Origin of the sequence: Thalassotalea sp. 273M-4 (genome assembly GCF_041410465.1) — a bacterium.
GTDB classification, from domain to species: domain Bacteria; phylum Pseudomonadota; class Gammaproteobacteria; order Enterobacterales; family Alteromonadaceae; genus Thalassotalea_A; species Thalassotalea_A aquiviva.
The window spans coordinates 2,593,168-2,618,203 of the sequence record NZ_CP166961.1; the positions used below are offsets into that span (position 1 = coordinate 2,593,168).

The following is a 25,036-nucleotide window of genomic DNA, read 5'->3' on the forward strand; positions in this document are numbered from 1 at the left end:
TTAATGATGAAACACAAAGCGTTCAGCAACGATTCATCTTGATTGCGGTTTAATGGCTTTATCAAAAGCATATGGAGATAGGTTATGCCTAACAAAAAGCCAATGAAAAAAAACTCAAAAATATCTATATTGACCAAAATTCTGATTTCGGTATTGGTGTTACTACTCATTTTGTTGTCTCTGCAACTAGTCATTGTGTTTTTAGGCATCAACGAAGCCAATGCCAATGAAACCACATTGACAACGTCCCCTTATGCCGAGTCTAAAGGTCAATACCTTAACCCCAACAGCGCGATGGAACATAAAAGCAGGCATCCTCAACTTTCAATGTTAGAGCAAAGTCGCCATCAATCGCCAACGCCAGCAGGTCAAACTTTAGGCGTAAGCACACAGCGCAACAAGGGGTCTGAGCTAAGGGCAAAAGGGTGGCATGGCATCTCATCCGACTTTGATATTTATGATGGTTATGCTCAGCTTTATGATGACTTAGACCAAGATGGCTATTATCAATCATTTTCTATTGTATTCGATCCGGACTACTATGGCTGGGAAGGATTTGCCAATGTCTATGGCGTGATTTATTTAAGTCAAGATGGTGGGCCCTGGATGCATTTATACACCACAGAGGTGTTTACTATATTTGCCGATAGTAGCGATGATGCCTACGAGGTTTCAACGACCTTGTATCAAGACTATGACAGCGATTATTACGATGTTCTAATTGACTTATACCACGTTGACTCTGACCAAGTCGTTGCTACTTTCAGTGCTTATGATACCGATGCGCTGTATGCTTTAGGGCTTGAAAGTCAGGAGTATGACCAAGTTTATGACGATGAGTACGACCATTATCATGGCAGCTTTTCAGCGTTCAGTTTAGCCCTTATGTCTTTGGTTTTATTGCTCAGATGCGCTCGTCGTCGAATGTGTTTGATAGCGGGTAATTAACGCCAGTTTTTGCTTTCGAGTTAGCTTTTTTATCGCGATTTCGCGTTTAGTCGCCGAAGAACGACAGTCGCATCGTTCTTGATACATTAACTGAACAGGTAATCTATTGCGCGTATACTTCGCCGATTTGATGCCACCACTGTTGTGTTCATGCACCCGCCTTTGGGTATCTGTGGTGATCCCAGTGTAGAGGCTAGTATCTGCGCATTGTAAAACATAAACAAACCAGTTCGACTTCATGATGGCTAAATTCTGTTGCAGTGATGGGTTAAATCACTATAAGATGACTTGGTGATGCTATTTATAACAGACAATATCAAATTAGACGAGAGTGAAATTGAGTTGAGCGCCATTCGCTCGCAGGGCGCGGGTGGGCAAAATGTCAACAAAGTAGCCACCGCCATTCACTTAAGATTTGATATTAAAGCATCTTCATTACCGGATTTTTTAAAACATAAACTCTTGCACAGTAACGATTCTCGGATCAATAAAGATGGCGTGGTGATCATTAAATCGCAAAGTCATCGTAGCCAAGAAAAAAATCGTCAAACCGCAATAGAGCGCTTAATCGATTTGATCAAACCGTTCACCGTGACGGTTAAAAAGCGAAAACCAACAAAGCCAACAAAAGGCTCACAACAACGGCGAATGGATAGCAAAAGCAAACGCGGACAGTTAAAATCCAACCGTTCCAAAGTAAAATTTTAAACAACTAGGTTAGCAACCCCACTATGACAGATACCAGCATTCGTGGTCATTTAAAAAAAATGACCAGTTCTCTAGTTAATGGCGAAGTCCAATATGCGTTACCTCTTGATGATCAATTGTTAGCATTAAATGATCTTATCGGCAAACCATTAACCCTAACTTTCACCGGTGACATTCACTGTCAACATTGCAGTAAAAAAACCAAAAAAAGTTACTCACAAGGGTTTTGCTACCCATGTATGACCAAGCTCGCTATGTGCGACATGTGTATCATGAAGCCTGAAACCTGTCATTACGACAAGGGGACTTGTCGTGAGCCTGAATGGGGAGAAGCGAATTGCTTCGTGCCACACTATGTTTATTTAGCCAACACCACCGCGATTAAAGTCGGGATCACCCGACATACCCAATTACCGACCCGTTGGATTGATCAAGGAGCGAACCAAGCTTTACCGATTTTTAAAGTCAGTTCGAGATTACAGTCGGGCTTATTAGAAACGGCGTTGGCCGATTTTATCTCTGACAAAACCAATTGGCGCAACATGCTTAAAGGCAAGGCAGAAGCGATTGACTTAAAAGCCAGAGCTGAAGAACTGATCCCTAAAATAGCCGCCCGCTTAGACGAGTTAAAACTGCTTTATGGCGCCGATGCTATTGAGCAACTAGACCAAGATATTGTTGAAATAGACTACCCGGTTTTACAATACCCAAGCAAAATTAGCTCGTTCAACTTTGATAAGAATCCTGAAGTATCGGGCACTTTAATGGGCATAAAGGGTCAATACTTATACTTTGATACTGGGGTGATTAATATTCGCAAATTTACTTCTTATGAAGTTATCGCCAGTTATTAATGAATCCGCTAACATAGCAGCGAAAAAATAAACAATTAAAGCTAACAATCGAATTTAAGAGACGTTAATGAAAAAGACCGCCTTATCACTTGCCGTTATTGCCATCTTAAGTGGCTGTAATCCGGCCCAAACACCGACGAGTCAAACAGCTGAAATCAAACCGCAAAGTACGACTCTTGCCCAAACTGAACAGCAAAAGTTACAGCAACTCTTTGACCGTGCGTTTATCGAGGAAATTGAATTAAACCCAATTTCGGGTACTTACATTGGCATGAACGAATACAATGATAAGTTTCAAGCCCCTATTTCAGAGCAGTCATTAGCCGATGCCTTAGCACGTGAACAAGCTTTGTTAAGTGAAATTAACGCCATCGACCAAAGCCAACTTAGCGGTCAAGACTTACTCAGTTATCAAATTTTTAAACGCGACCGAGAACTCGCAATCAAAGGGTTTGAATTTAATGGTCAGTATTTGCCTCTTAACCAAATGTATGGCATTCATAATACGTTTGCCTCTTTAGGCTCTGGCCAAAGCGCTCAGCCGTTTCAAACGGTTGAAGATTATGACAACTTTATTGCCAGAAGCCACGGCTTTAGCAAGTACATGGACAGCGTTATTGAATACATGCGCAAAGGCATGTCGCAAGGCTATGTGCTACCAGCCGCCTTGATCAAAAAGATCATCCCACAATTAACAGTGCATATTGTCAAAGATGCCAGTGACAGTGTGTTTTACGGTCCGGTACAAATGTTGGAAAGCAACAACGACTTAACCGATGCCGAAAAACAACAGATCAGCCAAGACTACCAAGACTTAATTTTAAATACCATCAGCCCAACCTACGCTAAATTCCATCAATTTATTGTTGATGAATATCAGCCTAAAGGTCGTAGCAGCGTTGGTTTATCACAACTACCGAATGGCGAAGCTTGGTATCAACATAAAATTGAAACCAACACCACCTTAGCGTTAACTGCCGAAGAAATTCATCAGTACGGTAAAGATGAAGTTGCGCGTATTTTAACTGAAATGAAAAAAGTTAAAGAACAGGTGAAATTTGACGGTGACTTAAAAGCGTTTTTTGAATACCTTCGTACCGATGACCAATTTTATTGGGACAGCGAAGAAGAAGTGATTGCCGCTTACACTAATGTAAAAGAAAAAATTAACGCTCGCTTAGGCCAATTATTTGAAGTATTTCCCAAAGCGGATTACCAAGTAAAAGCCGTTGAAGCGTATCGCGCAGCTTCCAGTGCTGGTGCGAGCTATCAAAGCCCGGCCGCAGATGGCTCTCGACCTGGTATTTTTTACATCAACACCCATAACCTAAAAGCGCAGCCAAAGTTTACTCTTGAAACCTTAAGTATTCATGAAGCGTCGCCGGGGCATCATTTTCAAATTAGCATCCAGCAAGAGGTTCAAGGCTTACCCATGTTTCGTAAATTTGGTGGCTATACTGTATTTGCCGAAGGTTGGGCCTTATATGCAGAGAGCTTAGGCAAAGAAATGGGGATGTTCACTGATCCATATCAGTGGTATGGTCGCTTATCTGATGAGCAGTTACGTGCCATGCGCTTGGTTGTCGATACCGGTTTACATGCGTTTGGCTGGACTCGTGAACAGGCGATTCAATTTATGGTCGATAACTCATCATTAGCGTTATCTGATATCACTGCCGAAGTCGAGCGTTATATTGCCATTCCGGGCCAAGCCTTGGCTTACAAATTAGGCCAAAGAGCCATTCGTCAGATGCGCAATAAAGCAGAGCAGCAACTCGGAGATAAATTTGATGTACGAAAATTCCACACTCAAGTATTGATTGATGGTGCGCTACCGATGCCAATATTAGAGCAAAAAATTCAAGCTTGGGTTGACGCTCAAAGCACATAAGCTCCGTTAGCAAGAACGTCCAAAAAAGCTCAGATAAAAATATCTGAGCTTTTTTTATTCCGGTCAGATCTAGCTGGCTTTCAATGGGCCATTGCGGTTATCTCGCCACGAATCGTTTTATCTCGAACACCTGGGTAATATAAAACCCAGTGGTTAATCTCAATTACCTTAAGAGCTTTAGAACCTCTTCTTCTTTATAACGAACAATGAGCTGCTGACAATTTTTTGCCAGAACTTGAACATCAACAAATGAATCTTGAGGTGCGCTGTACATTTTTGCTTTCCAACTTGAAGGTGTTGCGCCAAGTTCAAGACTTTTTAACACCACTAAGCCAATACCTTTCTCGTTATTGTCATGAGAATGGACCGAAACCTCACCTTTAACTAAGTCAACCATTAGCGTTGCGGGCTTTTGGGCATGAGACCAAACTCCCGATATATCACAAGCAACCGTAGCTTTTGCCAAAAACGTTGACACCATAACAACAGAACTTAAAACGAAGAGCTTAAACATCATACATCCTTTGCCTTAATGGCTTTTATTGAGTGGACTAAGGTTAGTATTTTAGAGCCGAACTAAGCGATATATTGCCCTTTTTTAACAACAAGTTAAAGCAGATTATAAGCCTATCGACTAGACCTGTTATTGCCTTTACCGCGAATTTTTTTAAAGGTCATGCAAAACACATTAATTGTCAAACCGTGGCTACCTTATGTTTTCCCATTTTCCTTTTAAGGACATGAGTTTGCCGTTAAAAAGCAAAAAAAAAGCACCAAATCAACATGTTTTGGTGCTTTTAACCATGATAAGCCATGACGTTTTTGTTTAGGCTATTAACGTTGAAATGAGGCAAAAACCGTTTCAAATGCGCCTTGTTGAAATTGTTTTAAACCCGTATCACGAAAATCAATAGACACTTGCGCTTTATTTAAACGCTCTTTAATAATGTTTGGACGAAGTAACTCAACTTCAACATCGTCAATTAACTGAAGCGCAGCTTCAATCTTAAAACCTTGTGAGCCCCCAGCGAACTTGCCTTTAGTCGCTCTTTCTTTGATCACTATCTTATCGATTTTGTAATCTTCAATTAGCTTTTTAAAGGCAAATTGAAACTTACGAATATGTTCGCTTTCAACGCCTTTGCTTAACGCTATTTTTGGCACCCGGATATGAGGAATATCAAACAAGTTATTTTCTAATGCCATTAAACAGATAATCGCATCTTCGCCTTTAATTTCTACACCACAAACTCTCATGGGTTCTCCTTATTAGTCAGATAACGAGATTATATTCTGTTTTGCCCAATCCACCAACTGCAATCCAATAATTGCCCTGTTTTTCGCTAATTTATCAGATCATGCTAAATTGATATTAGCCATATCATTGACCACAAAATAAAACAGGAAATTGAGTTGTTTTTTATTTTTGAGCTAACCTTTAGGACAAATTCATAGTAAAATGAACATCTTACTACTTCATTTTTTCTAACTTGGTACACCGGCATTGCAACCAGATCAATTCACTCAAAAACGACACTTTATTATTACCTTAGGTAAGCTTTTGCATCACTTTGGCGCAACCTCTTACCGCTTAGAAAACCATCTAAAAAGTGTTGCTCGTTTACTTGAAATACCGGCGTCCTTTGTGATCACGCCAACGTCGTTAACGTTTGTGCTTTATAATCCAACCGATCAGCAAGATTATAACTTTATTGTCCGAGTCTCACCTGGCGATATTAATTTGTCGGCACTGGCCAGCACCAACGACTTATTTAATGAGCTCGAAGCCGGTGAATTGACCCTGTCGGAAGCCATCGAAAGGTTGAATGAAATTGCGGCAATGCCCTCGCCTTATCCAAAATTTCTCACCTTTTTGGGGTTTGGCGCTTCTGCAGGAGCCTTTGCCCTTTTGATGCACACCAGTTGGCATGATGTGTTTTGGTCAACCATTGCCGGTTTAATTGTCTTCTTACTGGTTCTTTGGGCTGAGCGTTCAAGTCAAATTAGTAATATGCTGGAGCCTTTAGCAACGATTGTATCGGCTATTTTCCTTAGTGCCGTGACCATGTTCGATCCTAAGGTCAATGTTCCTTTGTGTATTTTATCAAGTATTATCGTTTTTATTCCTGGTTTGAGTTTAACCACCGGCTTAAGTGAACTAGCTGAACGTAGCCTTATTTCGGGCACCGCCAAAGTCATGGATGCCTTTATGTGTATGTTTAAACTATTTTTTGGTGCTATTTTAGGAATGACCGTAGGTCAGCTTATATGGGGACATGTGCCTTTAGAGCCAAGTCCAGAAATCCCTTTATGGACTGCTTGGGTTGCTGTTTTTGTTTTATCGGTATCTCTGATTATCACCTTTAAGTCGCATCTTAAACACGCATTTTGGGGCATTCTGTCAGGCTTTATCGCCTACGGTGCCAGCCTGTGGGCTGCGCAATATGTTGGCGCTTCATTAGCGGCTTTTGTCGGCGCTTTCGCCATTGGTATTTACGCCAACCTTTTTGCTCGCTTTTTTAAAGCCCCTTCAACCGTCGTGCTATTGCAAGGGTTGGTTGTGCTGGTACCCGGTTCCAAAGTTTTCATGGGGCTGACAACATTTGTCACTGGCGCTAAGATCCTTCCGGTAGATCAAATCACTTCGCAGACCTTTTTGATTTTTATGTCGCTGGTCGCCGGACTGATTTTTGCGAACGTTGCGGCCTCGCCAAAAAGCACTCTTTAAAGGTCGTTAATGTGTGCATTTTGTTTGTTGCCATCAACCAACACCCACAATACCCTTTAATTGTGGCGGCCAATCGAGATGAATTTCATCAACGAGCAACACAAAGTGCCCATATTTGGCAAACAACACCCTCGCTGCTCGCAGGGCGAGACTTACATGCAGGTGGCACTTGGTTAGGCATAAATCACTTAGGTCAATTTAGTGCCCTAACCAATATTCGCTCGTTGCCCTTAGCCCCCGCGGGGTTACAAAGTCGAGGCCAATTGGTGCCCAAGGCATTAGCTTCCCCCTCCCAAGTGAATCAAAAGTGGTTAACAACACACGCTCAAGACTATGCCCCGTTTAATTTGCTGTATCAACAACACGATGACATGTTTTGTTTTAATAGCCAAAGCCAGCAAACTATCAAACTTACTAGCGGCTTTCATGCCATTTGCAATGGCGATATATTTGATAAATGGCCCAAAATGACTCAGGGTGAGCAAGCAATGGAAGCCTTGGTTAAGCAACAACGACCGCTTGACCCTAACGCTTTTTTTGCCTTGTTAAACGATCAATCGCAAGCCCCTGATGAGCTCTTGCCCAATACAGGAATAGGCCTTGAATGGGAGAGGATGCTGTCGAGTATTTTTATTTTATCGCCTGATTATGGCACGCGCTCATCGGCACTGATTTTAAAACAGCCTAATCAAGTGATCGACTTTTACGAGCAAAGCTACCAACCCGATGGTAATATTTTTAATCGACAACATTTTCAATTAAGCGATGGTCATTTTAACCAACTATCGTAAATAAGTTGTTTTCACAAAACATATAAACAAAAGAGAATATTATGAAGAAAGTTTGCCTACTAAGCGGTGGCTCATCTGGCATTGGAGAGGCGATAGCTAAAGTATTTGAACAGCATAACTACGCCGTATATAACCTAGATATTAAACCCGGTAAGTTTGGTCATTACATTGAATGCGATGTCAGTAAAGTCGATGAAGTGAAAACGAAAGTGGCCGAACTAGTGGCAATGACAGGTCGGGTCGATGTGATGATATCCAATGCCGGAAAACACCTGTCAGCCAATATTGAACAAACCGATGAGCAAACCTTTGATGACGTATTTGCCCTCAACGTAAAAGGTGCATACGCCCTAACCCAAAGCGTGTTGCCAACCATGCAATCACAGCAAACAGGTAGCATTATATATGTCGCCTCAGATCAAGCCATCATTGGTAAACGCAATTCATTCGCCTACAACTTAAGCAAACACGCGCTGGCGTCAATGGCTAAAACGACCGCATTAGACTACGCCAATTTTAATATCCGCGCTAATGCCCTTTGCCCGGGTACCATTGAAACGCCATTATACCACCAAGCGATTGACAACTACTGCCAACAATCTGGTGCTAATAAAGCAGAAGTTGATCAGCAAGAGGCCGCATTACAGCCCCTAAATCGTTTAGGGCAAAGCGAAGAAGTGGCGCACTACGCACTATTTTTAGCGTCTGAGCAGGCCAGTTTTATTACCGGTAGTTTGCAAATTATCGATGGTGGTTACACTTGTCAGTAAAGGATGGACACATAGCGGGTAAAATTATTGACCCGCACCTGCACTTTTTTGCCTTAGCAGAAGGAGATTATCATTGGCTAAAACCTGAAAATCCACCTTTTTGGCCGGATAAGTCGCGAATTAATCACCCTTATCAGCAACAGGACATAACAAGCTCAAACGTCCCCATAGCCGGTTTTGTTCATATTGAAGCAGGCTTTGATAACACCAGCCCAGAAAATGAAATTCGCTGGTTAGAACAACATGCCACCTTGCCTTTTAAGTCGATTGCCTTTTGCGATTTGGGTGCCAGCGATTTTACTCAACAACTTGCAAGACTGACCCAATATGACAGTGTGGTTGGTATTCGCCATATTCTTGACGACGATGCCAAGGCCATATTGACATCCCCTTTAGCACAAGAAAACCTGCAACAACTGGCTCAACAAAGCTTAATCTTTGAACTGCAAACCGACATCTGCAAGGTCGAAAATTTAGCCGCTGTGGTTAATATGCTTAAAGCCCAACCTAAGCTAGAAGTGATTTTGAATCACGCCGGTTTTTTGCCGCTACAACAACTGACGCCCACACTAAAATCGCTATTATCTCAGCTCAGTCAATTTGCCAACCTTTATGTAAAAGCGTCGGGCTGGGAAATGAGTAACCGTCAATGGCAACTTCAACCGGCGGTTTCGGTTATCACCGACCTAGTGCAATATTTTGGTGACGATAGGGTAATGCTAGCGAGTAACTTTCCGGTCAGTGAACTTGCTCAACCCTATGCAAAGCTGTGGACGAATTATTGGCAGTCTTTTGCTCATACCCCAGAGCTTTGGCAAAAATTAAGTTACCAAAACAGTCATCGCCTATACCGCTTTTAATCGGCTGTTGGCTTATTTAACCGTCATATTAGGTGAACGTTTGACCACCCTATCATTGAGCTCAATGCCTAATCCCGGTGCTTCACTCACTTGAAAATAGCCGTTTACGGGTTGTGGATCTTCAATACAGAGCTCGCGATTCCAATCTTTGATCGCATAGGTATGGTGTTCATGAATTAAAAAATTTGGGATTGCGGTTTCTAAATGCAATGAAGCGGCGGTTGCAACGGGACCACCACAAACATGCGCTTGTATACGCACATCAAACACATCAGCATAGTCACATACTTTTTTGGTTTCAGTAAAACCACCACACAACCCCACATCTGGTTGCAGTACATCAATGCTTTGATCCTGCATATAAGGTTTTATGCCCCAACGATTATATAACCTTTCGCCGCCAGCAATTGGCACATTAACTCGTTCTGACACCTTTTTATGTAAATCTGAATTTAGATAATTAACCGGCTCTTCAAAATACATAATGCGAAACTCTTCCAGCATGTCCGATAATTGAATCGCGGTTGTTGCTCCTGTTAAACTGTGGCATTCAAAAATAAGATCGGCGTCATCGCCAATGGCATCACGTATGGCTTTTAATCGAGCCCGAAACAACGTCATTTCAGGGTTAGTAAAAATCTTGGTACGATCAAAATGCGTAACCCCATTGGCATCATACACAATAGGATCGACCTTAACCGCATCAAACCCTTGCATCATCGCTTTTTCGGCTGCTTTAGCGTATTCCACCGGTTCAATTAATCGTTTAACCTCGCGATCCCAATCAAACTGTAACTGACTGGCGTAAGTTCTCAATTTATCATTAACCTTGCCACCAAGTAATTGATATACCGGCATCCCCAGGGCTTTACCTTTAATGTCCCAAAGCGCAGTGTCTATAGCACTCATGGCGGCATAAATAACAGGCCCACCACCAAGCCCCCAAAAACTTTCTCTAAGCATTCTTTGCCACAGCAATTCGGTATTAAACGGGTTAAAACCTATCAACATGGCATCAGCGATTTCTTTGATCATATGGGCTGCGGCGCTATGGCCTAAGTCATAAGCGAGTCCGGCTTCCCCTACGCCATGAATGCCCTCATCGGTGTGAATACGAACAAAAACCGGATTCCAAACATCGCGTTTTGGGCACTCGATATCAAATATTTCTACGTGGGTTATTTTCATTGTATTCCCTATGATGGCATTTTAAGGTGGATGAATTTAGGTATTATTGGGCAAAGTTAGGATCCAGGCGATAGGCTTTTCTGAGCATCGCAGGCCAAGCTTTTTGGCCGCCACTTAAGCCACTGTGCACCACATTCGCCTGTGCATATATATTGTCTTGAATCGGCTGTGGTACCAAAACAATCTCTTGTGAGCTAGCTTGCAACATTAATTGAATTTCACAAGCCCGTTGTAAATCGTACATTCGCATAAAAGCATCACCTATGGTGGCTCCTAGGGTTAGCGCACCATGGTTGCGCAACAGTAAATGGTTATTAGAGCCCAAATTGTCCTGTAAACGTTGCTTTTCGTCGGGATTAACCGCCAAACCTTCATAATTGTGGTAACTAAGCGATGCCAATGAAAACATTGCATATTGACTTATGGGCAACAAACCTTGTTGTTGAGTGGCCACGGCAATGGTTGCAGGGGTATGCAAATGAATAACACAACCGGCATCGTGACGAGCCTGATGGACAGCACTGTGAATGGTAAATCCAGCGGGGTTAATATCGATGTCACTGCCATCAAGAATTTTGCCATCGATGTCGATTTTGACTAAGTTAGAGGCCGTGACTTCATCAAAGGCAAGCCCGAAAGCGTTAATTAGGTAGGTATTAGAATCGCCGATACGGGCAGAGATGTGGGTATAAATTAAATCGTCCCAGCCTTGATCGGCGACCAAGCGATAACAAGCGGCAAGATCAACACGAGTTTGCCATTCAAGCAAACTGACTTGTTGTTTTAGGTTGCGTTTTGGCAGTTCTAACACGTAACGTCCTTTTGTTGGTTACAAATGATTCTGGCATTCAAAATCGCAGAGGAGTAAACTTAGAACCAGAGTCATTTATTTGGGGTACCACTAACATTGTCTAAATCGAATCTGTCGTTTTTATTTTCACTTTTATTAACTTTACATTTACCAACGGCTTTTGCAATAGAATATCCATTGCCAACCGGTGAAAGTCGAGTCTTGGGTGAACTGACTTATCACACAGTTAAAAAAGACGAGCACTTTCAAAGCATAGCCCAACATTATAATGTCGGATTTTTAGCTCTGATGGCTGCCAACCCGGGTATTGACCCGTTATTACCCGACCCCGGCACAGAGCTTGTGATCCCAACCCAGCTCATTTTGCCGTACGCTAAACAAGAAGGGATTTTAATTAATTTATCGGAATTACGACTGTATTTTTTTGACAAGAAAAACAACACCGTTAACGTCTTTCCAATAGGCATTGGTAAAATTGGTCAGTCTACGCCGCTGTTTACCGATAAAATCACTGAAAAGCGTAAAAACCCTAATTGGTTTCCAACCGAAAACAAACGAGCGGAACATTTAGCCGAAACCGGCGAAGTATTGCCAAAAATGGTCAAAGCGGGTCCTGATAACCCATTAGGTGATTATGCGATGCGCATTGGCTACAGCGTCTATTTAATTCATGGCACAAATCAACGCTTTGGTATTGGTATGCGAGCCAGTGGTGGTTGTATTCGAATGAACCCAGAAGATATTGAATGGTTGTTTAATAACACCCCTATAGGAACACGTGTTCGAGTCATCGACCAACCGATTAAGATGACTTACGTTACGCCACAAAAACGCATGATTGAAGTGCACTCGCCATTAACTCGAAATAACGGTGACAAACCAGAGTTGTGGCCACTACCGAAAAATGTTGAAAAGTTTATTGGTAGCGACCCGAAAGAGCTTGAGCAAGTGTTTCAGTTAATCGAAAAATCAAACGGCTTACCGGTAGTGTTAGATTCTTTAGAAGCCCCTTAATAGCCCTACTGATAAATTTTTCCCAATAAAAAAGGCATTGAGAACAATGCCTTTTTTTTTACAAAATAACTAAATTATTTTTTATAAGAGCTTACCACGTTGTCTAAACGATCGTTGGCTCTATTCGCAGACTTCATTGCTTCTTCAGCCATCATTTTTGCTTCTTTTACATCTGCTGCAGTTTCTTCTTGCGCTGCGGCCATAGCATCATGTTCGCTTGAAAGACTGTCAACCTTTGAAGTTAATGCATCGACTTTACTGGAAAGGGCAGCAATGTCTTGCTCAAGACCTTCATGGCTTGCACAACCGGTTAATGCCAATGCCAAAACGGCGCCCGATAAAGTAAGTAGCTTTCTGTTCATCCTGTTACCCCTGGTTACATGAATTAAAAATTTCGTTGGTTAAAAACCAGTCAACTCCATTATGGCATATAATTGTAAAAAATCAGCTTTTTATTAAAAAAATAAAAGAAAAACAGCTAAAAACAATACGTTATCAGTAGAAAACTCAAAAAATCAAAAAAAACAAGAAATAAATCAACAACAAGCGACAGTTATTTAAGCAAGTGCAAACCCGTATCTTCTTTTACTTTTTCAATGACAATATAGGTATGGGTTTGAGAAATTCCCGGTAAGTCGACAAACTCCCCTAAAACCGCACGATAATTACTGATATCTTTAAACCGTAATTTAATTAAATAATCAAACCCGCCCGCAACCATATGGCATTCGACAACTTCTTTAATGTTGACGACCTTAGCGCGAAATAAGCTAAAAATATCGGACTGGGCACGATCTAAAGTCACCTGAATAAACGCCGACATGCCAACATTAAGCTTTTCCGCATCAAGCACGGCCCCATAGCGTTTAATGTAGCCCTCATTTTCTAACCTTTTTACCCTATCTAGGCATGGACTTGCGCTTAAATTAACATTTTTAGCAAGCTCGACATTAGAAATTCGACCTTTTTGTTGCAGGATTTCTAATATTTGTAAATCAATTTTATCAAGGTTGCGCATATTTTATTCACTTCAGGGTTTTATACTGAATTTTACACATTAAGCAAAATAATGCACGGTTTATTTGATTAAATTCACTAGCACATACGGCGACAATTTATCTACAATTCGCGAATTACAAAACACACAGAACAAGAGTTAGAAGCATGTTATTTAATGGTAATCTGCTCACAAATGATCCAATCAGACAGCAAATCAGAGATCATTATCGAGCCAATGAAAATGATGTTTTAGAGAAATTACTACCATTAGCGGAAGTGGGTGCAAATGCACGCTCTCGAGCTTGGGAAAGAGCTCGCCAATTAGTTGTTCAAATTAGAAAAGAACAAGTTGGTAAAGGTGGCGTAGATGCCTTATTAAATGAATTCGCCTTATCCACCGAAGAAGGTGTGGTATTAATGTGTCTGGCCGAAGCCTTACTTAGGGTGCCAGATAAAGATACGGCTGATTCGCTTATTAGAGACAAGCTTGCTGAAGGTGATTGGTCATCTCATATTGGTAACAGCGATTCCATTTTTGTAAATGCTTCCTCTTGGGGCTTATTGCTTACAGGTAAATTGGTCAATTACACCGATGAAAATAAAAAACAGCAATTTGGTTTATTAAAGCAAACCATTGGCCGTTTAGGTGAACCGGTAATTCGTAAAGCCGTACGTTATGCAATGCAAATTATGGGCACCCAATTTGTTATGGGCCGCAACATTGAATCGGCGGTAAAACGTGCCATAAAAACCGAAAGCAAAGGCTATACCTACTCTTATGACATGCTAGGTGAAGGTGCTCGCACCATGGCCGATGCCGATCGTTACTTTAATAGTTATATGAAAGCTATCGAAGTTATTGGTAAAGCAGCCAATGGCAAAGGACCACAAAAAAGCCCAGGTATTTCAATCAAACTTTCTGCGATTCACCCGCGTTACGAATTTACCCACCGCGACCGTGTTATCGAAGAACTTGTTCCACGCTTAAAGACATTAGCGATGGCTGCCAAAGCATATAACATTGGTTTTACTGTCGATGCTGAAGAAGCCGATCGTTTAGATATTTCATTAGATGTTATTGCGGCAGTATTTTTAGATGCTGACCTAGATGGCTGGGATGGTTTTGGTATTGCGGTGCAAGCGTATCAAAAGCGCGCATTATTTGTCATTGAGTGGATTCGCGAGCAAACTCAAAAAGCCAAACGCCAAATGATGGTGCGTTTAGTGAAAGGCGCCTATTGGGATAGCGAAGTTAAAATTACTCAAGTGGAAGGCTTTGAAGACTTTCCGGTATTTACACGCAAGCCTTCAACTGATGTGTCATACCACGCCTGTGCGAAAAAGTTATTGCAATATCGCGATACCATTTACCCACAATTTGCCACACACAACGCTTACACTGTAGCGACTATTTTGGAAATGACCAAAGACTACAGCGGTTTTGAATTCCAACGCTTACACGGTATGGGTGAGTCGTTATATGACCAAGTGGTAACCAATGACAAAGTACCTTGTCGGGTATACGCACCAGTAGGTGAGCACGCAGACTTACTAGCTTACTTAGTTCGTCGTCTACTGGAAAATGGCGCCAACAGCTCGTTTGTAAACAACATTGTTGATGAAAACATTGCCGTAGAATCATTATTAGTTGACCCGGTAGAACAAGTACAAGCTTGGCAAAATAAATACAACCCACAAATTCCACAATCTATTGAAATTTACGGTGAAGAGCGCGCCAACTCGAAAGGCATTGATTTAACCAATATTGACCAAATCACGCCAATGCGCGACAACGTAAATGCATGGTTTGAAAAAGCCATTGCCAGCGAGCCAGTTGAAGGGGCATTTCCGGTTATTAACCCGGCAAACCACAATGAAATCATTGGCTATCAGCACCACGCTGATCAAGCGCAAATGCAAAACTTAATGGCCACTGCCAGCGCAGCTTATACCACTTGGAGTCAAGTCGATGTAGCCGAGCGTGCCGAGGTTTTATTAAAAACCGCTGATGCCCTTGAATTACATCAAGATGAATTAATCGCTTTATGTATTAAAGAAGCAGGTAAAATTCCAGTCGATGGCGTTGCTGAAGTACGTGAAGCCGTAGATTTTTGTCGTTACTATGCCGCCCGCGCTAAAGAATTAATGACCGACAACAGTGTAACGTCACGTGGTGTAGTTCTATGTATTAGCCCTTGGAACTTCCCTCTAGCGATATTCTTAGGCCAAGTAGCTGCGGCTATTGTCACTGGTAATACCGTGGTTGCTAAACCGGCTGAACAAACCAGCTTGATTGCCCTGCGCACACTTGAACTGATGCGCGAGTGCGGTTTACCAGATGGCGTTGTGGTTCCGGTTATTGCCCAAGGTAGCCAGGTAGGTGCGCACATCGTGCCGGATGAGCGTATTCAAGCTGTTATGTTTACAGGTTCAACCGAAACAGGTAGCTGGATCTCACAAAAACTGGCGGAACGTCAAGGTGAACCAGTACCATTGATTGCCGAAACCGGTGGTCAAAACTGTATGATTGTTGACTCAACCGCATTGCCTGAGCAAGTGGTTGACGACGTGATTGCTTCGGGCTTTCAAAGTGCTGGTCAACGTTGTTCGGCGTTACGTGTATTGTTTTTACAAGAAGACGTTGCCGATAAAATCATTGAGATGATTAAAGGCGCAATGGCCGAGTTACACGTCGGCGACCCTGCATTTTTAAGCACCGATATTGGTCCAGTTATTGATGAGAAAGCCTACAAAGCGCTAAATGCTCATGTTGACTACTTAGCCGATAAAGCCACCCTGCACTACCAGTGTGCTATTCCAGAAGGTACGGACTACGGTCACTACTTCTTTGCCCCTAGATTGTATGAAATCAGCGACTTGTCTGTCTTAAAAAGAGAAGTCTTTGGTCCATGTGTGCACGTGATCCGCTTTAAAGCTGCCGACATCGAAAAAGTTATCGATGAAGTAAATGGCACGGGTTACGGCTTAACCATGGGTATTCATACTCGTATCGAAGAGAAAAGCGAGTACTTAGCTAAACGCTCTAGAGCAGGTAATGTGTATGTTAACCGCAACATGATTGGCGCCGTTGTAGGGGTTCAACCATTTGGTGGTCGCGGCTTATCTGGTACTGGTCCGAAAGCGGGTGGTCCGATGTACTTAACGCGTTTGGTTAAAGAAACCGTTGCTCATGAACTTACGCCATTATCGGCAGAAGAGCTGGCCTTATTAGATGCTAAGTTTAACGAATTTGAAAGCTTGGCATGGAAAGTAGGCCCAGTTTTACAAACTGCGAAAAACGATGAGCTAAAATGGCGCGATGCCGATGTTAACTTGCGCGTATCCGTCGCACGTCAATTAATTGCTAAAATCGCCAACAACGCCTTTAGCGATGTTAACGAGAGCGAATTAGAAGACATCTTAGCCAAAGCGCGTAAGCAAATTAACTACGTTGAAAGCAAGCTGTCATCTCCCACACAGCTACCAGGACCAACAGGTGAGTCGAATATCTTATACCTTGAAGCCCGTGGTATTTTAGTGTGTATTCGCGATCAGCACACGCCAGTTGAATTTTGGTTATTATCAATTTTAACGGCGCTAGCGGCCGGTAATAATGTGATTGCTTTAGTCGATGATGAGTACCTTGACGAAGCACAAGCGTATGAAAAAGTATTGCAACAACTAGGTTTAGTGACCGGTATATTCCAAGCGTTAAGCTTAAGCTACTTGCCGACCGTATTAGCCAATGAATACATCAGTGGCGCCGTTATCGCACCAAACAGCCCGTTGCTTTCATTAGTGAGCCAGCATATTGCGCAACGTAAAGGCGCTATTTTACCGGTGATCACCGCACAAACATCAAAGGTTCTGTTTAATCGACTGGTGACCGAAAAAACCATCACCATCGATACGACAGCAGCGGGCGGCAATGCGTCTTTGATGACTATGGAAAATCTTGCTTAATAAAATGACCTAATAAAGGCGTATAAATGTTGCGCGTATATTAGCATTTGTAATGCGAACTCATAGCTTAAAAAAAAGGCATCCGGTTGAAAAACCAGATGCCTTTTTAATTTGGCCAAAACTTAGTGGGATTGGTCTAACAAGTTAATCTTGTAGCTGTAAATACTGTTTTATTTTTGCTTCGTATTGATCGATTTTCTCGTCAAAAAAACCAACATTAGCGGCGACCACCTCACCGTTTTTGTCAAATAGATAACTGCTTGGCATGCCCTTTAATTTAAACGCCTTGGCAATATTGCCTTTCGGGTCAAAAAGGATGGGGAAATTTGCCGGTACCTCGGCTAAAAACTCGTCGGCATACGATTTTTCAACGTCTAAGTTAACCGTGATCACGGTAAAGCCTTTATCTTGATAACGCGTTTGCATTTGATTCATCCAAGGAAACGATTTACGACAGGGAACACACCAAGAGGCCCAAAAATCGAGATAAACCACCTTACCTTTATTTTCTTCAAGCATATTTTGTAATGCCTGTTTACTGTCTGGATTAGCCTGAATTGAACAACAAAATAACAGCCCAAACAAAGCAAAAGAAACTCTTTTTAAATTCATCAACGAATCCTATACATTAGATTTTAGAAACCAACCCCCTAGTTACATTATCGAGACCTGATTTATATTATTTTGATAGAATACAAACTAACATCACAAGATACAACTAAACAGCTCAAGGCAGGAAAAGATATGCAAGTGGTCGATTATCGGTCGAAAAACGCAGCGCAAGACTTCGTTAAGTCGTTACGAGAAACCGGATTTGGGGTACTAAAAAACCACCCCATTAGTGAAGATTTAGTATCTTCTATTTACAAAAACTGGTTAACCTTTTTTCTTAACGGCGATAAGAGCGGGTTAGAAGTAACACCCGAAGCTCAAGACGGCTACTTTAGCACCCAAAACGCCGAGTCGGCCAAAGGCCACAACCAAAAAGACATTAAAGAGTACTACCATATTTACCCTTGGGGACGAATTCCAGAGTCCTTGCATGAAGAAATTATGCATTACTATAAAGTTGCCTCTGATCTTGCCAGCGAGCTACTCGACTGGGTAGAACAATACAGCCCACCGGAAGTTGCTAAGCTTTACCATGAGCCTTTATCAAGCATGATAAAAGATACCCCAAACACCTTACTTCGAGTGTTGCACTACCCGCCACTAACCGGCAATGAAAACCCTGATGCGATTCGAGCGGCGGCGCACGAAGACATTAATTTACTAACCATACTGCCAGCGGCCAACGAGCCAGGTTTGCAAGTTAAATTAAAGTCAGGGCAATGGCACGATATACCATCTGATTTTGGCAACTTAATCATTAATATTGGCGATATGTTACAAGAAGCTTCTGGTGGCTATTTTCCGTCAACAAGCCATCGCGTGATTAATCCACAAGGAATAGATATGAGCAAGTCTCGTATTTCATTACCGTTATTCTTACACCCTAGAAGCGAAGTCGTGTTGTCAGAACAACACACTCAGCATTCTTATTTAATGGAACGCCTGCGTGAGCTTGGGGTTATTGAATAACAGCATAATCATTTCAAGGGACGATTTTCACATATAAAAAGGGAGCCTTGTTAGGCTCCCTTTTAAACTCCCTGAATTTAATTTTTCTACTTACATGCAGTTTATTCTTGTTATTACTGCGCAGGTTCGTTTATTTTTAGCTTTTTAGAGAAACGAACTCTGGGTAAGCTTCTATACCACAGTCTGACTTGTCAACACCGTTGTATTCTTCTTCTTCGCTAACACGGATACCCATGGTTTTCTTAAGTACAAACCATACGGCAAGACTTGCGGCAAATACCCATGCAAAAATCACAGCGGCACCGTATAACTGAGCACCAAAGGTTGCGTCGCTGTTGCTAAATGGTACGGCCATAAGCGCGTAGAAACCAACAACACCGTGCACCGAGATAGCACCTACTGGATCATCAATCTTAAGTTTGTCTAATGTGGTGATTGAAAGCACAACAAGTAGACCACCTAGAGCACCAATTAAGCTGGCGAATAACGGTGAAGGTGAAAGAGGATCTGCGGTAATGGCAACCAAACCAGCTAGTGCACCGTTAAGGATCATGGTTAAGTCTGCTTTACCCCAAATCATTTTGTTTAGGAGCAATGCAGCAACAGCACCAGCGGCAGCAGCAGCGTTGGTATTTAAGAATATTTGGCCAACAGCGGTTGCATTTTCTGCATCCGAAACCAATAACTGAGAACCACCGTTAAAACCAAACCAGCCCATCCATAAAATGAAGGTACCTAAAGTAGCCAATGGCATATTTGAACCAGGAATAGGGAAAATTTCACCGTTAGGACCGTACTTACCTTTACGAGCACCTAGCAGTAATACACCCGCTAAAGCAGCCGCAGCACCCGCCATATGAACAATACCAGAACCAGCAAAGTCACTAAAACCAGCTTCAGATAGGAATCCACCACCCCAAGTCCAGTAACCTTCCATTGGGTAAATGAAACCGGTTAATACCACAGTGAATACCAAAAATGCCCAAAGTTTCATTCGTTCAGCAACCGCACCAGATACAATTGACATGGCTGTTGCTACGAATACAACTTGGAAGAAAAAGTCTGATTCTAATGAATGGTCAGCACCTTCGGCTTGCGTACCAATTAGACCCGCGATTGACGGTAAGATACCGCCTTCAACGTTGTCTACATACATAATGTTGTAGCCAACCAATAAGAACATAATACAAGCGATTGAGTATAAGGTAATGTTCTTCGTAAGAATCTCTGTGGTATTTTTAGAGCGAACTAGACCCGCTTCTAACATGGCAAAACCTGCTGCCATCCACATAACTAAGACACCTGAGATTAAAAAGTAAAAGGTATCTAGGGCAAATCTCAATTCGGAGACGGTTGTTGTTAAGCTTGTTACTTCTTCCATTTTTAATATCTCCTATTAAAGTGCTGCTGCGTCAACTTCGCCTGTACGAATACGTACAGCCGACTCTAGATCGTATACAAAGATTTTACCGTCACCAATTTTGCCGGTATGAGCAGACTTGGTGATTGCTTCAATGATGCGATCGACATCTTCAGATTTAACGGCAATTTCAAGTTTTACTTTTGGTAAAAAGTCCACTTGATATTCTGCGCCACGGTATAGTTCTGTATGCCCTTTTTGACGTCCAAAACCACGAACTTCACTAACCGTTAGGCCTTCGATACCGACTTCAGAGATTGCTTCTCTGACGTCGTCCAATTTAAATGGTTTTATTATTGCGTTTATTAATTTCATTTCGCCCCCTATGAATAACTGATGTAGTTGTTTACAAGTTACGTACCAACCTTAAAAAGACATTTAAAAACAGTAACTTAATCAAAAGCCCTGTGTTTTGCACTATTATAGTGCACCAAGTTAGTGCTTGGTGATCACAACATAGGTGCGCACCAAGGTGCTCTATCTCAGCCCTTTGATTTAAGTAGTGGCATCTGTCATTCAATATGAGAATCTCAGTCAATGGCAAAGAGCATTAGTCAGAGAAAACTTATGCGGAGCTTATGAATACAAAATCCGTAACCAGTTTGATTACGGATTTTTTTACACGATGCGTTTAAAGATCATTAATTAAAGAGCATCGAACTAATGAGACTTATGTGTCACCGACCCCTTTATTGTTTATTATTGACTACATAATTACCTGTAACATTTGTATTTCCGTTATACGTATAAGCTGTATGTCAAATCTACGGCTGGTAACTAGGCTAGCAACGTTGTATTCAAATGTCGTGGTTAAATCGTTAGCTGTGCCACTTAAATCTTGAGTAAAAGATTCCAATCTGCCAAAGAATAAAGGGGGCAGTGACAAGTGAGAATGAGATTCATCTGTCACTGCCCCCTTTATCCTGACTATCCTGACAACAGGGTAAATATTTTAAATATTATTAATTTTTATTTATATATGCATCAACATAGGAAGTATCCCCGCCATGAGTTTGATACCCAAAACTATAAGCAGATCCATCTTCACATATCATTGTAGTAGCCAGTTTTGATGATATTATCTGTGCTAACTTGTTGCTAGAGTCACATCTTTTAGTCATATTTTCCCATTCATCAAGCATAAATTGGTAATTAGAATCAGGTTTCAGTTGTTCTTTTGGGATATTAAAATACTGTAAGTTTCCTTCAATACTTTCAAATAATAATGCTGATTCCAACTTAAACACTTTATTTATTGCACCAAAAGAAGTGATCTCTTCTGTTACATCCTTATCCCATACAGTTTGGTTTGTGAATAAATACTCTTGATTCTTTGTCTCTATTAAATATTCGTCAAATCCTATAGAGTGAAAATTTGAAGCGTTATCATTTCGAATGAAACTATAATGTTTTTCTTCAACAACTCCCCATTGGATAAGTTTACTATCTTCTGTCAGGGCATATAAAGGCCCTAGCCTTCCAAACTGTTTAATGCTAACAATATTACCTTTATTTAATAATTTATCTTGCGACAAATCGCCCCTCGAACGAAGCACCCCAAAGGGAACTAATATTCCTTGGTCTGTTTCAAAGATTAAGCCAGAATTAGTATCATTAAATGAAAGAGTTTTAAATTCAAACACCCTGTGAATATTTTTACCCTTTAATAATTCTACTGTTTTATCAAACTTTATAAAATTATCCTCGTGAAGAGCTTCCCCTCCCCAACCGAATATAAAATCATTCGAAAGCTTTGCTATAAACTGAGATTCGGAAGCATAAATAGCCGTAACTTGATCATCACCATTTAAGTAATTGCTAACTATTTCACTATTTCCACCGTAATTTTCATTTCCCCAAGTATAAACTGAACCATCAGCTTTCAAAGCAGCAAATGCCTGCGCGGTCTTATATATTTCTATAACCTCTGAGCCGTAATTTAATTGCTCACTAACATCAGAATTATTTCCCCCACATTCAGGGTACCCCCATGTAACAACTGATTTATTTTCTAATAAAGCCACAAATGCACAATCATTCGTCACAATTTTAGAAACTTTATTTGTACCGTCTAGTTTATTCTGCACTACGGCAAAAGAACTATTAACAACATCACTTCCCCAGCTAACTATCGAACCATCAGCCCTTAAAGCGGCATAGCCACCATATTTAATGGTATTAGCGCCAAAATCTGAGCGCCAAACAATTTTTTCTATATCAGTGACAGGTATTTCACCATTAAGCTTAAGCTTTACCTCAGGGGGTAAATAACCACCACTTAATGATTGGCCCCAAGTATAAATGGATCCATCATCCCTTAATGCTGCAAAGCTATCTCCATTAGTTACGACTTTAACGACCTTAATAAATGGATCTATAACCTTTAAGTAAAATGAAGTTTCCTGAGCAAGGAAGTTATCTGTTTCAGCTTGATGTGCTGTAATTTCAACTTCGCCACTACTGATAATATGGACAGTTCCATCTTCATCAACTGTTGCCACAGAAACATCTGAAGAACTATAGGTTAGCTTTCCACCTGTTAAACCAGTCAAAGGGTTTTTAATTCTCTTAACCGCTAAATCAGCTTCCATGTTAGTTTTAACATAAGAAAAACTTTCGCTATCCCCTGGCACTACTATTAATTTAGTTGTCAATGTTTTTGCAGCATAAAGATCGAGTTCAGGTTGGGTTATTGTTATTGTTGTTTCTCCTATGCCGAGTATACGTATTCCCCCATATCCCGCTCCTGAACCATTTATTCTAGCCACATTAGGATTACTCGATTGCAAAGAACCATGGTATAAGCTCCCTTCAATAGGGCGTAATGTGTAGCTTTGAATCCACTCTCCAGAGCTGCTATAAAAAGGATTATATGGAATGATTATTTCTTCTTCATAAATTAATGGGCGCTTGGTAGATTTATTAACGACTAATTTATAACTATCACGAACCCAGGTTCCATTGATTCTTTCAGATGCAGTAATGATTGTTTCACCTACCCCCCATATTCGAACTTGCCCTTCATAAGGATCAACGGAGGCTACATCTCTATTACTTGATTGATAATTAATGAAGAACCCCAATGAACTCACAGCTTTTTGAGTAAAAACTGGGTCTTCATACTCTTTTATAACGTCTTCCCCTGCATAAATAGTGGGATTAGATGGGTAGCCAACTCTGAGCTTAATTTCTATTGACTGTTCGTGAAACAAGTCACTACCTTGTTCTTTAATAGTTAAACGAGTCGTGGAAATGTGCTTTGTTTTAAATTCGCCTGTGTCTTCGTTTAGAGATATAGGAGCATCATCTGGAACAGAAAAAGAGAATGTGCCACTATTTCCACTATTTTGAAAATCTAAATAATCACTAAGTTGATAAAGTAAGTCATTAGAGTATTCAACATAAACTTCATTAACTCCAAAATCCAAAGGTTGCCCGTTACCTTTATCAATGGTTAATGTATACTGAGCGCCTTTTGAAAAGTATAAGTTGCTCTCTTCTTCAAGAACTGAAATTGTTACAGTGCCAATATTATTGACAGTAACGACACCAGTTTCTTCATCAACACTTGCTATTGAAGGATCACTACTGGTGTAGAGTTTTTGGCCCCCATTTCCGCCCATAGCAGCTTGTTGAAAGACTTTGTCGTCAATGGTTTTAAATAGCTCTAAACTTGAAAAATAGATAGGTTCACCATCTGCCTTTTCCACTTTCAGATCAATAGTTTGAGATTGTGAAATATAGTTTTCTGATTCGAGTTCGGTGAAAGTTAATTTAACTTCACCTGTATTGTAAAGTTCAATAACGGCGAACCCTCCACCGTCAAATACTTTAGCAATGCTTTCATCTGAGGATTCAAAAGTCATATCTCCTTGGTTGCCACCAAAATATTCTAACTCAATGAATTGCGAAGAATACTGAACAGTAAGTTCATCAATTACCTCTAGAAGAATACCATGACCTTTATTTACAAATAGTGTATACGAGGCTTCCTGAGAGAAAAACTCAGAGCTTTCATTTTCATAGGCTGTAATTTGAGTTTGGCCTACCCCTACTATCGCCACCTCTCCTGTTTCAGGATCTACTATTCCTACAGACTCATTACTAGATGAATAGCTAATGCTTCCGCCATTGCCTCCACTGGCTATTTGAGAATAAACTTTAGTATCAAAAGTTATTGACACATTTTCCCCTATAACTAGAAGCTCTCCAGCTTTTTGAGTGGTACTGCTGTTATCTTGTGATGGAGTGTTATCTTTTGGGGTAGAATTATTGGAATCCCCACCTCCACAAGCAACCAATAAAAAAGTTAGACAAAAGATAGGGAAATATTTCATTCAAGTTCCTTCTTAAAATTAAAGCGAGCCATTACAGCAAAAATTAACAACCATATAACAATGAGAACAACAAATTGTAAAGTAAAAGTTTAAAATTAAAAAAAAGGGGGGGCTGTAACAAATTATAATCAGACGCATTTGTCACCGCTTCCTTTTATTTTTTATTGGACGCC

At 41.1% G+C, this 25,036-nt stretch carries 22 protein-coding genes; 11 read left to right on the forward strand and 11 right to left on the reverse strand.

Features of this window, described 5'->3' with window-relative positions:
• The first annotated feature begins 84 nt into the window (after positions 1 to 84).
• Entirely contained in the window at positions 85 to 948 is an 864-nt protein-coding gene (locus tag ACAY00_RS11575) for a choice-of-anchor H family protein (RefSeq protein ID WP_371373735.1), read from the forward strand.
• Here ACAY00_RS11575 and ACAY00_RS11580 read toward each other — a convergent pair.
• Complete coding sequence (locus tag ACAY00_RS11580; protein WP_371373739.1) at positions 898 to 1,188, reverse strand: GIY-YIG nuclease family protein; 291 nt, start codon at positions 1,186 to 1,188, stop codon at positions 898 to 900. The two genes, ACAY00_RS11575 and ACAY00_RS11580, sit on opposite strands and share 51 nt — an antisense overlap.
• 54 nt (positions 1,189 to 1,242) lie before the next feature.
• On the opposite strand from ACAY00_RS11580, the gene arfB reads away from it, so the two are divergent.
• From arfB to ACAY00_RS11595, 3 genes are all read left to right on the forward strand, one after another.
• Positions 1,243 to 1,656, forward strand: a complete 414-nt coding sequence (arfB, locus tag ACAY00_RS11585; protein WP_371373742.1) for an alternative ribosome rescue aminoacyl-tRNA hydrolase ArfB — start codon at positions 1,243 to 1,245, stop codon at positions 1,654 to 1,656.
• A 38-nt stretch (positions 1,657 to 1,694) separates the two neighbouring features.
• A complete protein-coding gene (locus ACAY00_RS11590; protein ID WP_371379715.1) occupies positions 1,695 to 2,510 on the forward strand; it encodes a DUF2797 domain-containing protein in 816 nt (271 codons plus the stop codon).
• Positions 2,511 to 2,577: 67 nt separating this feature from the next.
• Entirely contained in the window at positions 2,578 to 4,401 is a 1,824-nt protein-coding gene (locus ACAY00_RS11595; RefSeq protein WP_371373745.1) for a DUF885 family protein, read from the forward strand.
• Positions 4,402 to 4,564: 163 nt separating this feature from the next.
• On the opposite strand, the gene ACAY00_RS11600 is transcribed toward ACAY00_RS11595, so the two are convergent.
• Together ACAY00_RS11600 and ACAY00_RS11605 are read right to left on the reverse strand one after the other, a co-directional pair.
• On the reverse strand, positions 4,565 to 4,918 hold the full coding sequence (locus ACAY00_RS11600) for a hypothetical protein (RefSeq protein WP_371373748.1): 354 nt from the start codon (positions 4,916 to 4,918) through the stop codon (positions 4,565 to 4,567).
• A 317-nt stretch (positions 4,919 to 5,235) separates the two neighbouring features.
• Positions 5,236 to 5,658, reverse strand: coding sequence for a DUF3010 family protein (locus ACAY00_RS11605; protein ID WP_371373751.1), 423 nt, complete (start codon positions 5,656 to 5,658; stop codon positions 5,236 to 5,238).
• A gap of 247 nt (positions 5,659 to 5,905) precedes the next feature.
• Between ACAY00_RS11605 and ACAY00_RS11610 the strand changes: the two genes are divergently transcribed.
• The 4 genes from ACAY00_RS11610 to ACAY00_RS11625 are packed head-to-tail and all read left to right on the forward strand — an operon-like array spanning position 5,906 to position 9,550.
• Entirely contained in the window at positions 5,906 to 7,129 is a 1,224-nt protein-coding gene (locus ACAY00_RS11610; protein WP_371373755.1) for a threonine/serine exporter ThrE family protein, read from the forward strand.
• Positions 7,130 to 7,140: 11 nt separating this feature from the next.
• A complete protein-coding gene (locus ACAY00_RS11615) occupies positions 7,141 to 7,920 on the forward strand; it encodes an NRDE family protein (RefSeq protein ID WP_371373758.1) in 780 nt (259 codons plus the stop codon).
• 41 nt (positions 7,921 to 7,961) lie between these two features.
• Complete coding sequence (locus ACAY00_RS11620) at positions 7,962 to 8,690, forward strand: SDR family NAD(P)-dependent oxidoreductase (RefSeq protein WP_371373761.1); 729 nt, start codon at positions 7,962 to 7,964, stop codon at positions 8,688 to 8,690.
• Positions 8,681 to 9,550, forward strand: a complete 870-nt coding sequence (locus tag ACAY00_RS11625) for an amidohydrolase (RefSeq protein ID WP_371373763.1) — start codon at positions 8,681 to 8,683, stop codon at positions 9,548 to 9,550. Before ACAY00_RS11620 ends, ACAY00_RS11625 begins: the two co-directional genes overlap by 10 nt.
• 12 nt (positions 9,551 to 9,562) lie before the next feature.
• Here the strand turns inward: ACAY00_RS11625 and ACAY00_RS11630 are convergent, their stop codons facing one another.
• Positions 9,563 to 10,738 (reverse strand): mandelate racemase/muconate lactonizing enzyme family protein, encoded by a 1,176-nt coding sequence (locus tag ACAY00_RS11630; protein WP_371373767.1) that lies wholly within the window; start codon positions 10,736 to 10,738, stop codon positions 9,563 to 9,565.
• 43 nt (positions 10,739 to 10,781) lie between these two features.
• Complete coding sequence (locus ACAY00_RS11635) at positions 10,782 to 11,549, reverse strand: class II aldolase/adducin family protein (protein ID WP_371373769.1); 768 nt, start codon at positions 11,547 to 11,549, stop codon at positions 10,782 to 10,784.
• A gap of 96 nt (positions 11,550 to 11,645) precedes the next feature.
• Between ACAY00_RS11635 and ACAY00_RS11640 the strand changes: the two genes are divergently transcribed.
• Positions 11,646 to 12,563, forward strand: coding sequence for a L,D-transpeptidase family protein (locus tag ACAY00_RS11640; protein ID WP_371373772.1), 918 nt, complete (start codon positions 11,646 to 11,648; stop codon positions 12,561 to 12,563).
• A 74-nt stretch (positions 12,564 to 12,637) separates the two neighbouring features.
• On the opposite strand, the gene ACAY00_RS11645 is transcribed toward ACAY00_RS11640, so the two are convergent.
• The gene (locus tag ACAY00_RS11645) at positions 12,638 to 12,925 is read right to left on the reverse strand and encodes an Lpp/OprI family alanine-zipper lipoprotein (protein ID WP_371373775.1); all 288 of its coding nucleotides are present in this window, start codon (positions 12,923 to 12,925) and stop codon (positions 12,638 to 12,640) included.
• A gap of 191 nt (positions 12,926 to 13,116) precedes the next feature.
• Positions 13,117 to 13,581: a winged helix-turn-helix transcriptional regulator gene (locus tag ACAY00_RS11650; RefSeq protein ID WP_371373777.1), complete on the reverse strand. Its 465-nt coding sequence runs from the start codon at positions 13,579 to 13,581 to the stop codon at positions 13,117 to 13,119.
• A 146-nt stretch (positions 13,582 to 13,727) separates the two neighbouring features.
• On the opposite strand from ACAY00_RS11650, the gene putA reads away from it, so the two are divergent.
• Positions 13,728 to 17,525 (forward strand): bifunctional proline dehydrogenase/L-glutamate gamma-semialdehyde dehydrogenase PutA, encoded by a 3,798-nt coding sequence (gene putA / locus ACAY00_RS11655; RefSeq protein WP_371373779.1) that lies wholly within the window; start codon positions 13,728 to 13,730, stop codon positions 17,523 to 17,525.
• 144 nt (positions 17,526 to 17,669) lie between these two features.
• Here the strand turns inward: putA and ACAY00_RS11660 are convergent, their stop codons facing one another.
• Positions 17,670 to 18,137 carry a TlpA disulfide reductase family protein gene (locus tag ACAY00_RS11660; protein WP_371373782.1) on the reverse strand — a complete coding sequence of 156 codons (468 nt, stop codon included), beginning with the start codon at positions 18,135 to 18,137 and terminating at the stop codon, positions 17,670 to 17,672.
• 132 nt (positions 18,138 to 18,269) lie between these two features.
• Between ACAY00_RS11660 and ACAY00_RS11665 the strand changes: the two genes are divergently transcribed.
• On the forward strand, positions 18,270 to 19,106 hold the full coding sequence (locus ACAY00_RS11665) for a 2OG-Fe(II) oxygenase family protein (RefSeq protein ID WP_371373785.1): 837 nt from the start codon (positions 18,270 to 18,272) through the stop codon (positions 19,104 to 19,106).
• 136 nt (positions 19,107 to 19,242) lie between these two features.
• On the opposite strand, the gene ACAY00_RS11670 is transcribed toward ACAY00_RS11665, so the two are convergent.
• The 3 genes from ACAY00_RS11670 to ACAY00_RS11680 all read right to left on the reverse strand — a co-directional run bounded on the left by ACAY00_RS11670 (position 19,243) and on the right by ACAY00_RS11680 (position 24,863).
• Positions 19,243 to 20,487 carry an ammonium transporter gene (locus ACAY00_RS11670; protein WP_371373787.1) on the reverse strand — a complete coding sequence of 415 codons (1,245 nt, stop codon included), beginning with the start codon at positions 20,485 to 20,487 and terminating at the stop codon, positions 19,243 to 19,245.
• Between the two features lie 15 nt (positions 20,488 to 20,502).
• On the reverse strand, positions 20,503 to 20,841 hold the full coding sequence (locus ACAY00_RS11675) for a P-II family nitrogen regulator (protein WP_371373790.1): 339 nt from the start codon (positions 20,839 to 20,841) through the stop codon (positions 20,503 to 20,505).
• Between the two features lie 647 nt (positions 20,842 to 21,488).
• Entirely contained in the window at positions 21,489 to 24,863 is a 3,375-nt protein-coding gene (locus tag ACAY00_RS11680) for an Ig-like domain-containing protein (RefSeq protein WP_371373793.1), read from the reverse strand.
• Positions 24,864 to 25,036: the final 173 nt, after the last annotated feature.

Excerpts from the sequence above, each read along its gene's own strand:
- ACAY00_RS11575 (WP_371373735.1), top strand. The coding sequence starts at position 85 with ATGCCTAACAAAAAGCCAATGAAAAAAAACTCAAAAATATCTATATTG.
- ACAY00_RS11580 (WP_371373739.1), bottom strand. The coding sequence starts at position 1,188 with ATGAAGTCGAACTGGTTTGTTTATGTTTTACAATGCGCAGATACTAGC.
- arfB (WP_371373742.1), top strand. The coding sequence starts at position 1,243 with ATGCTATTTATAACAGACAATATCAAATTAGACGAGAGTGAAATTGAG.
- ACAY00_RS11595 (WP_371373745.1), top strand. The coding sequence starts at position 2,578 with ATGAAAAAGACCGCCTTATCACTTGCCGTTATTGCCATCTTAAGTGGC.
- ACAY00_RS11600 (WP_371373748.1), bottom strand. The coding sequence starts at position 4,918 with ATGATGTTTAAGCTCTTCGTTTTAAGTTCTGTTGTTATGGTGTCAACG.
- ACAY00_RS11605 (WP_371373751.1), bottom strand. The coding sequence starts at position 5,658 with ATGAGAGTTTGTGGTGTAGAAATTAAAGGCGAAGATGCGATTATCTGT.
- ACAY00_RS11620 (WP_371373761.1), top strand. The coding sequence starts at position 7,962 with ATGAAGAAAGTTTGCCTACTAAGCGGTGGCTCATCTGGCATTGGAGAG.
- ACAY00_RS11630 (WP_371373767.1), bottom strand. The coding sequence starts at position 10,738 with ATGAAAATAACCCACGTAGAAATATTTGATATCGAGTGCCCAAAACGC.
- ACAY00_RS11645 (WP_371373775.1), bottom strand. The coding sequence starts at position 12,925 with ATGAACAGAAAGCTACTTACTTTATCGGGCGCCGTTTTGGCATTGGCA.
- ACAY00_RS11650 (WP_371373777.1), bottom strand. The coding sequence starts at position 13,581 with ATGCGCAACCTTGATAAAATTGATTTACAAATATTAGAAATCCTGCAA.
- putA (WP_371373779.1), top strand. The coding sequence starts at position 13,728 with ATGTTATTTAATGGTAATCTGCTCACAAATGATCCAATCAGACAGCAA.
- ACAY00_RS11660 (WP_371373782.1), bottom strand. The coding sequence starts at position 18,137 with ATGAATTTAAAAAGAGTTTCTTTTGCTTTGTTTGGGCTGTTATTTTGT.
- ACAY00_RS11665 (WP_371373785.1), top strand. The coding sequence starts at position 18,270 with ATGCAAGTGGTCGATTATCGGTCGAAAAACGCAGCGCAAGACTTCGTT.
- ACAY00_RS11670 (WP_371373787.1), bottom strand. The coding sequence starts at position 20,487 with ATGGAAGAAGTAACAAGCTTAACAACAACCGTCTCCGAATTGAGATTT.
- ACAY00_RS11675 (WP_371373790.1), bottom strand. The coding sequence starts at position 20,841 with ATGAAATTAATAAACGCAATAATAAAACCATTTAAATTGGACGACGTC.
- ACAY00_RS11680 (WP_371373793.1), bottom strand. The coding sequence starts at position 24,863 with ATGAAATATTTCCCTATCTTTTGTCTAACTTTTTTATTGGTTGCTTGT.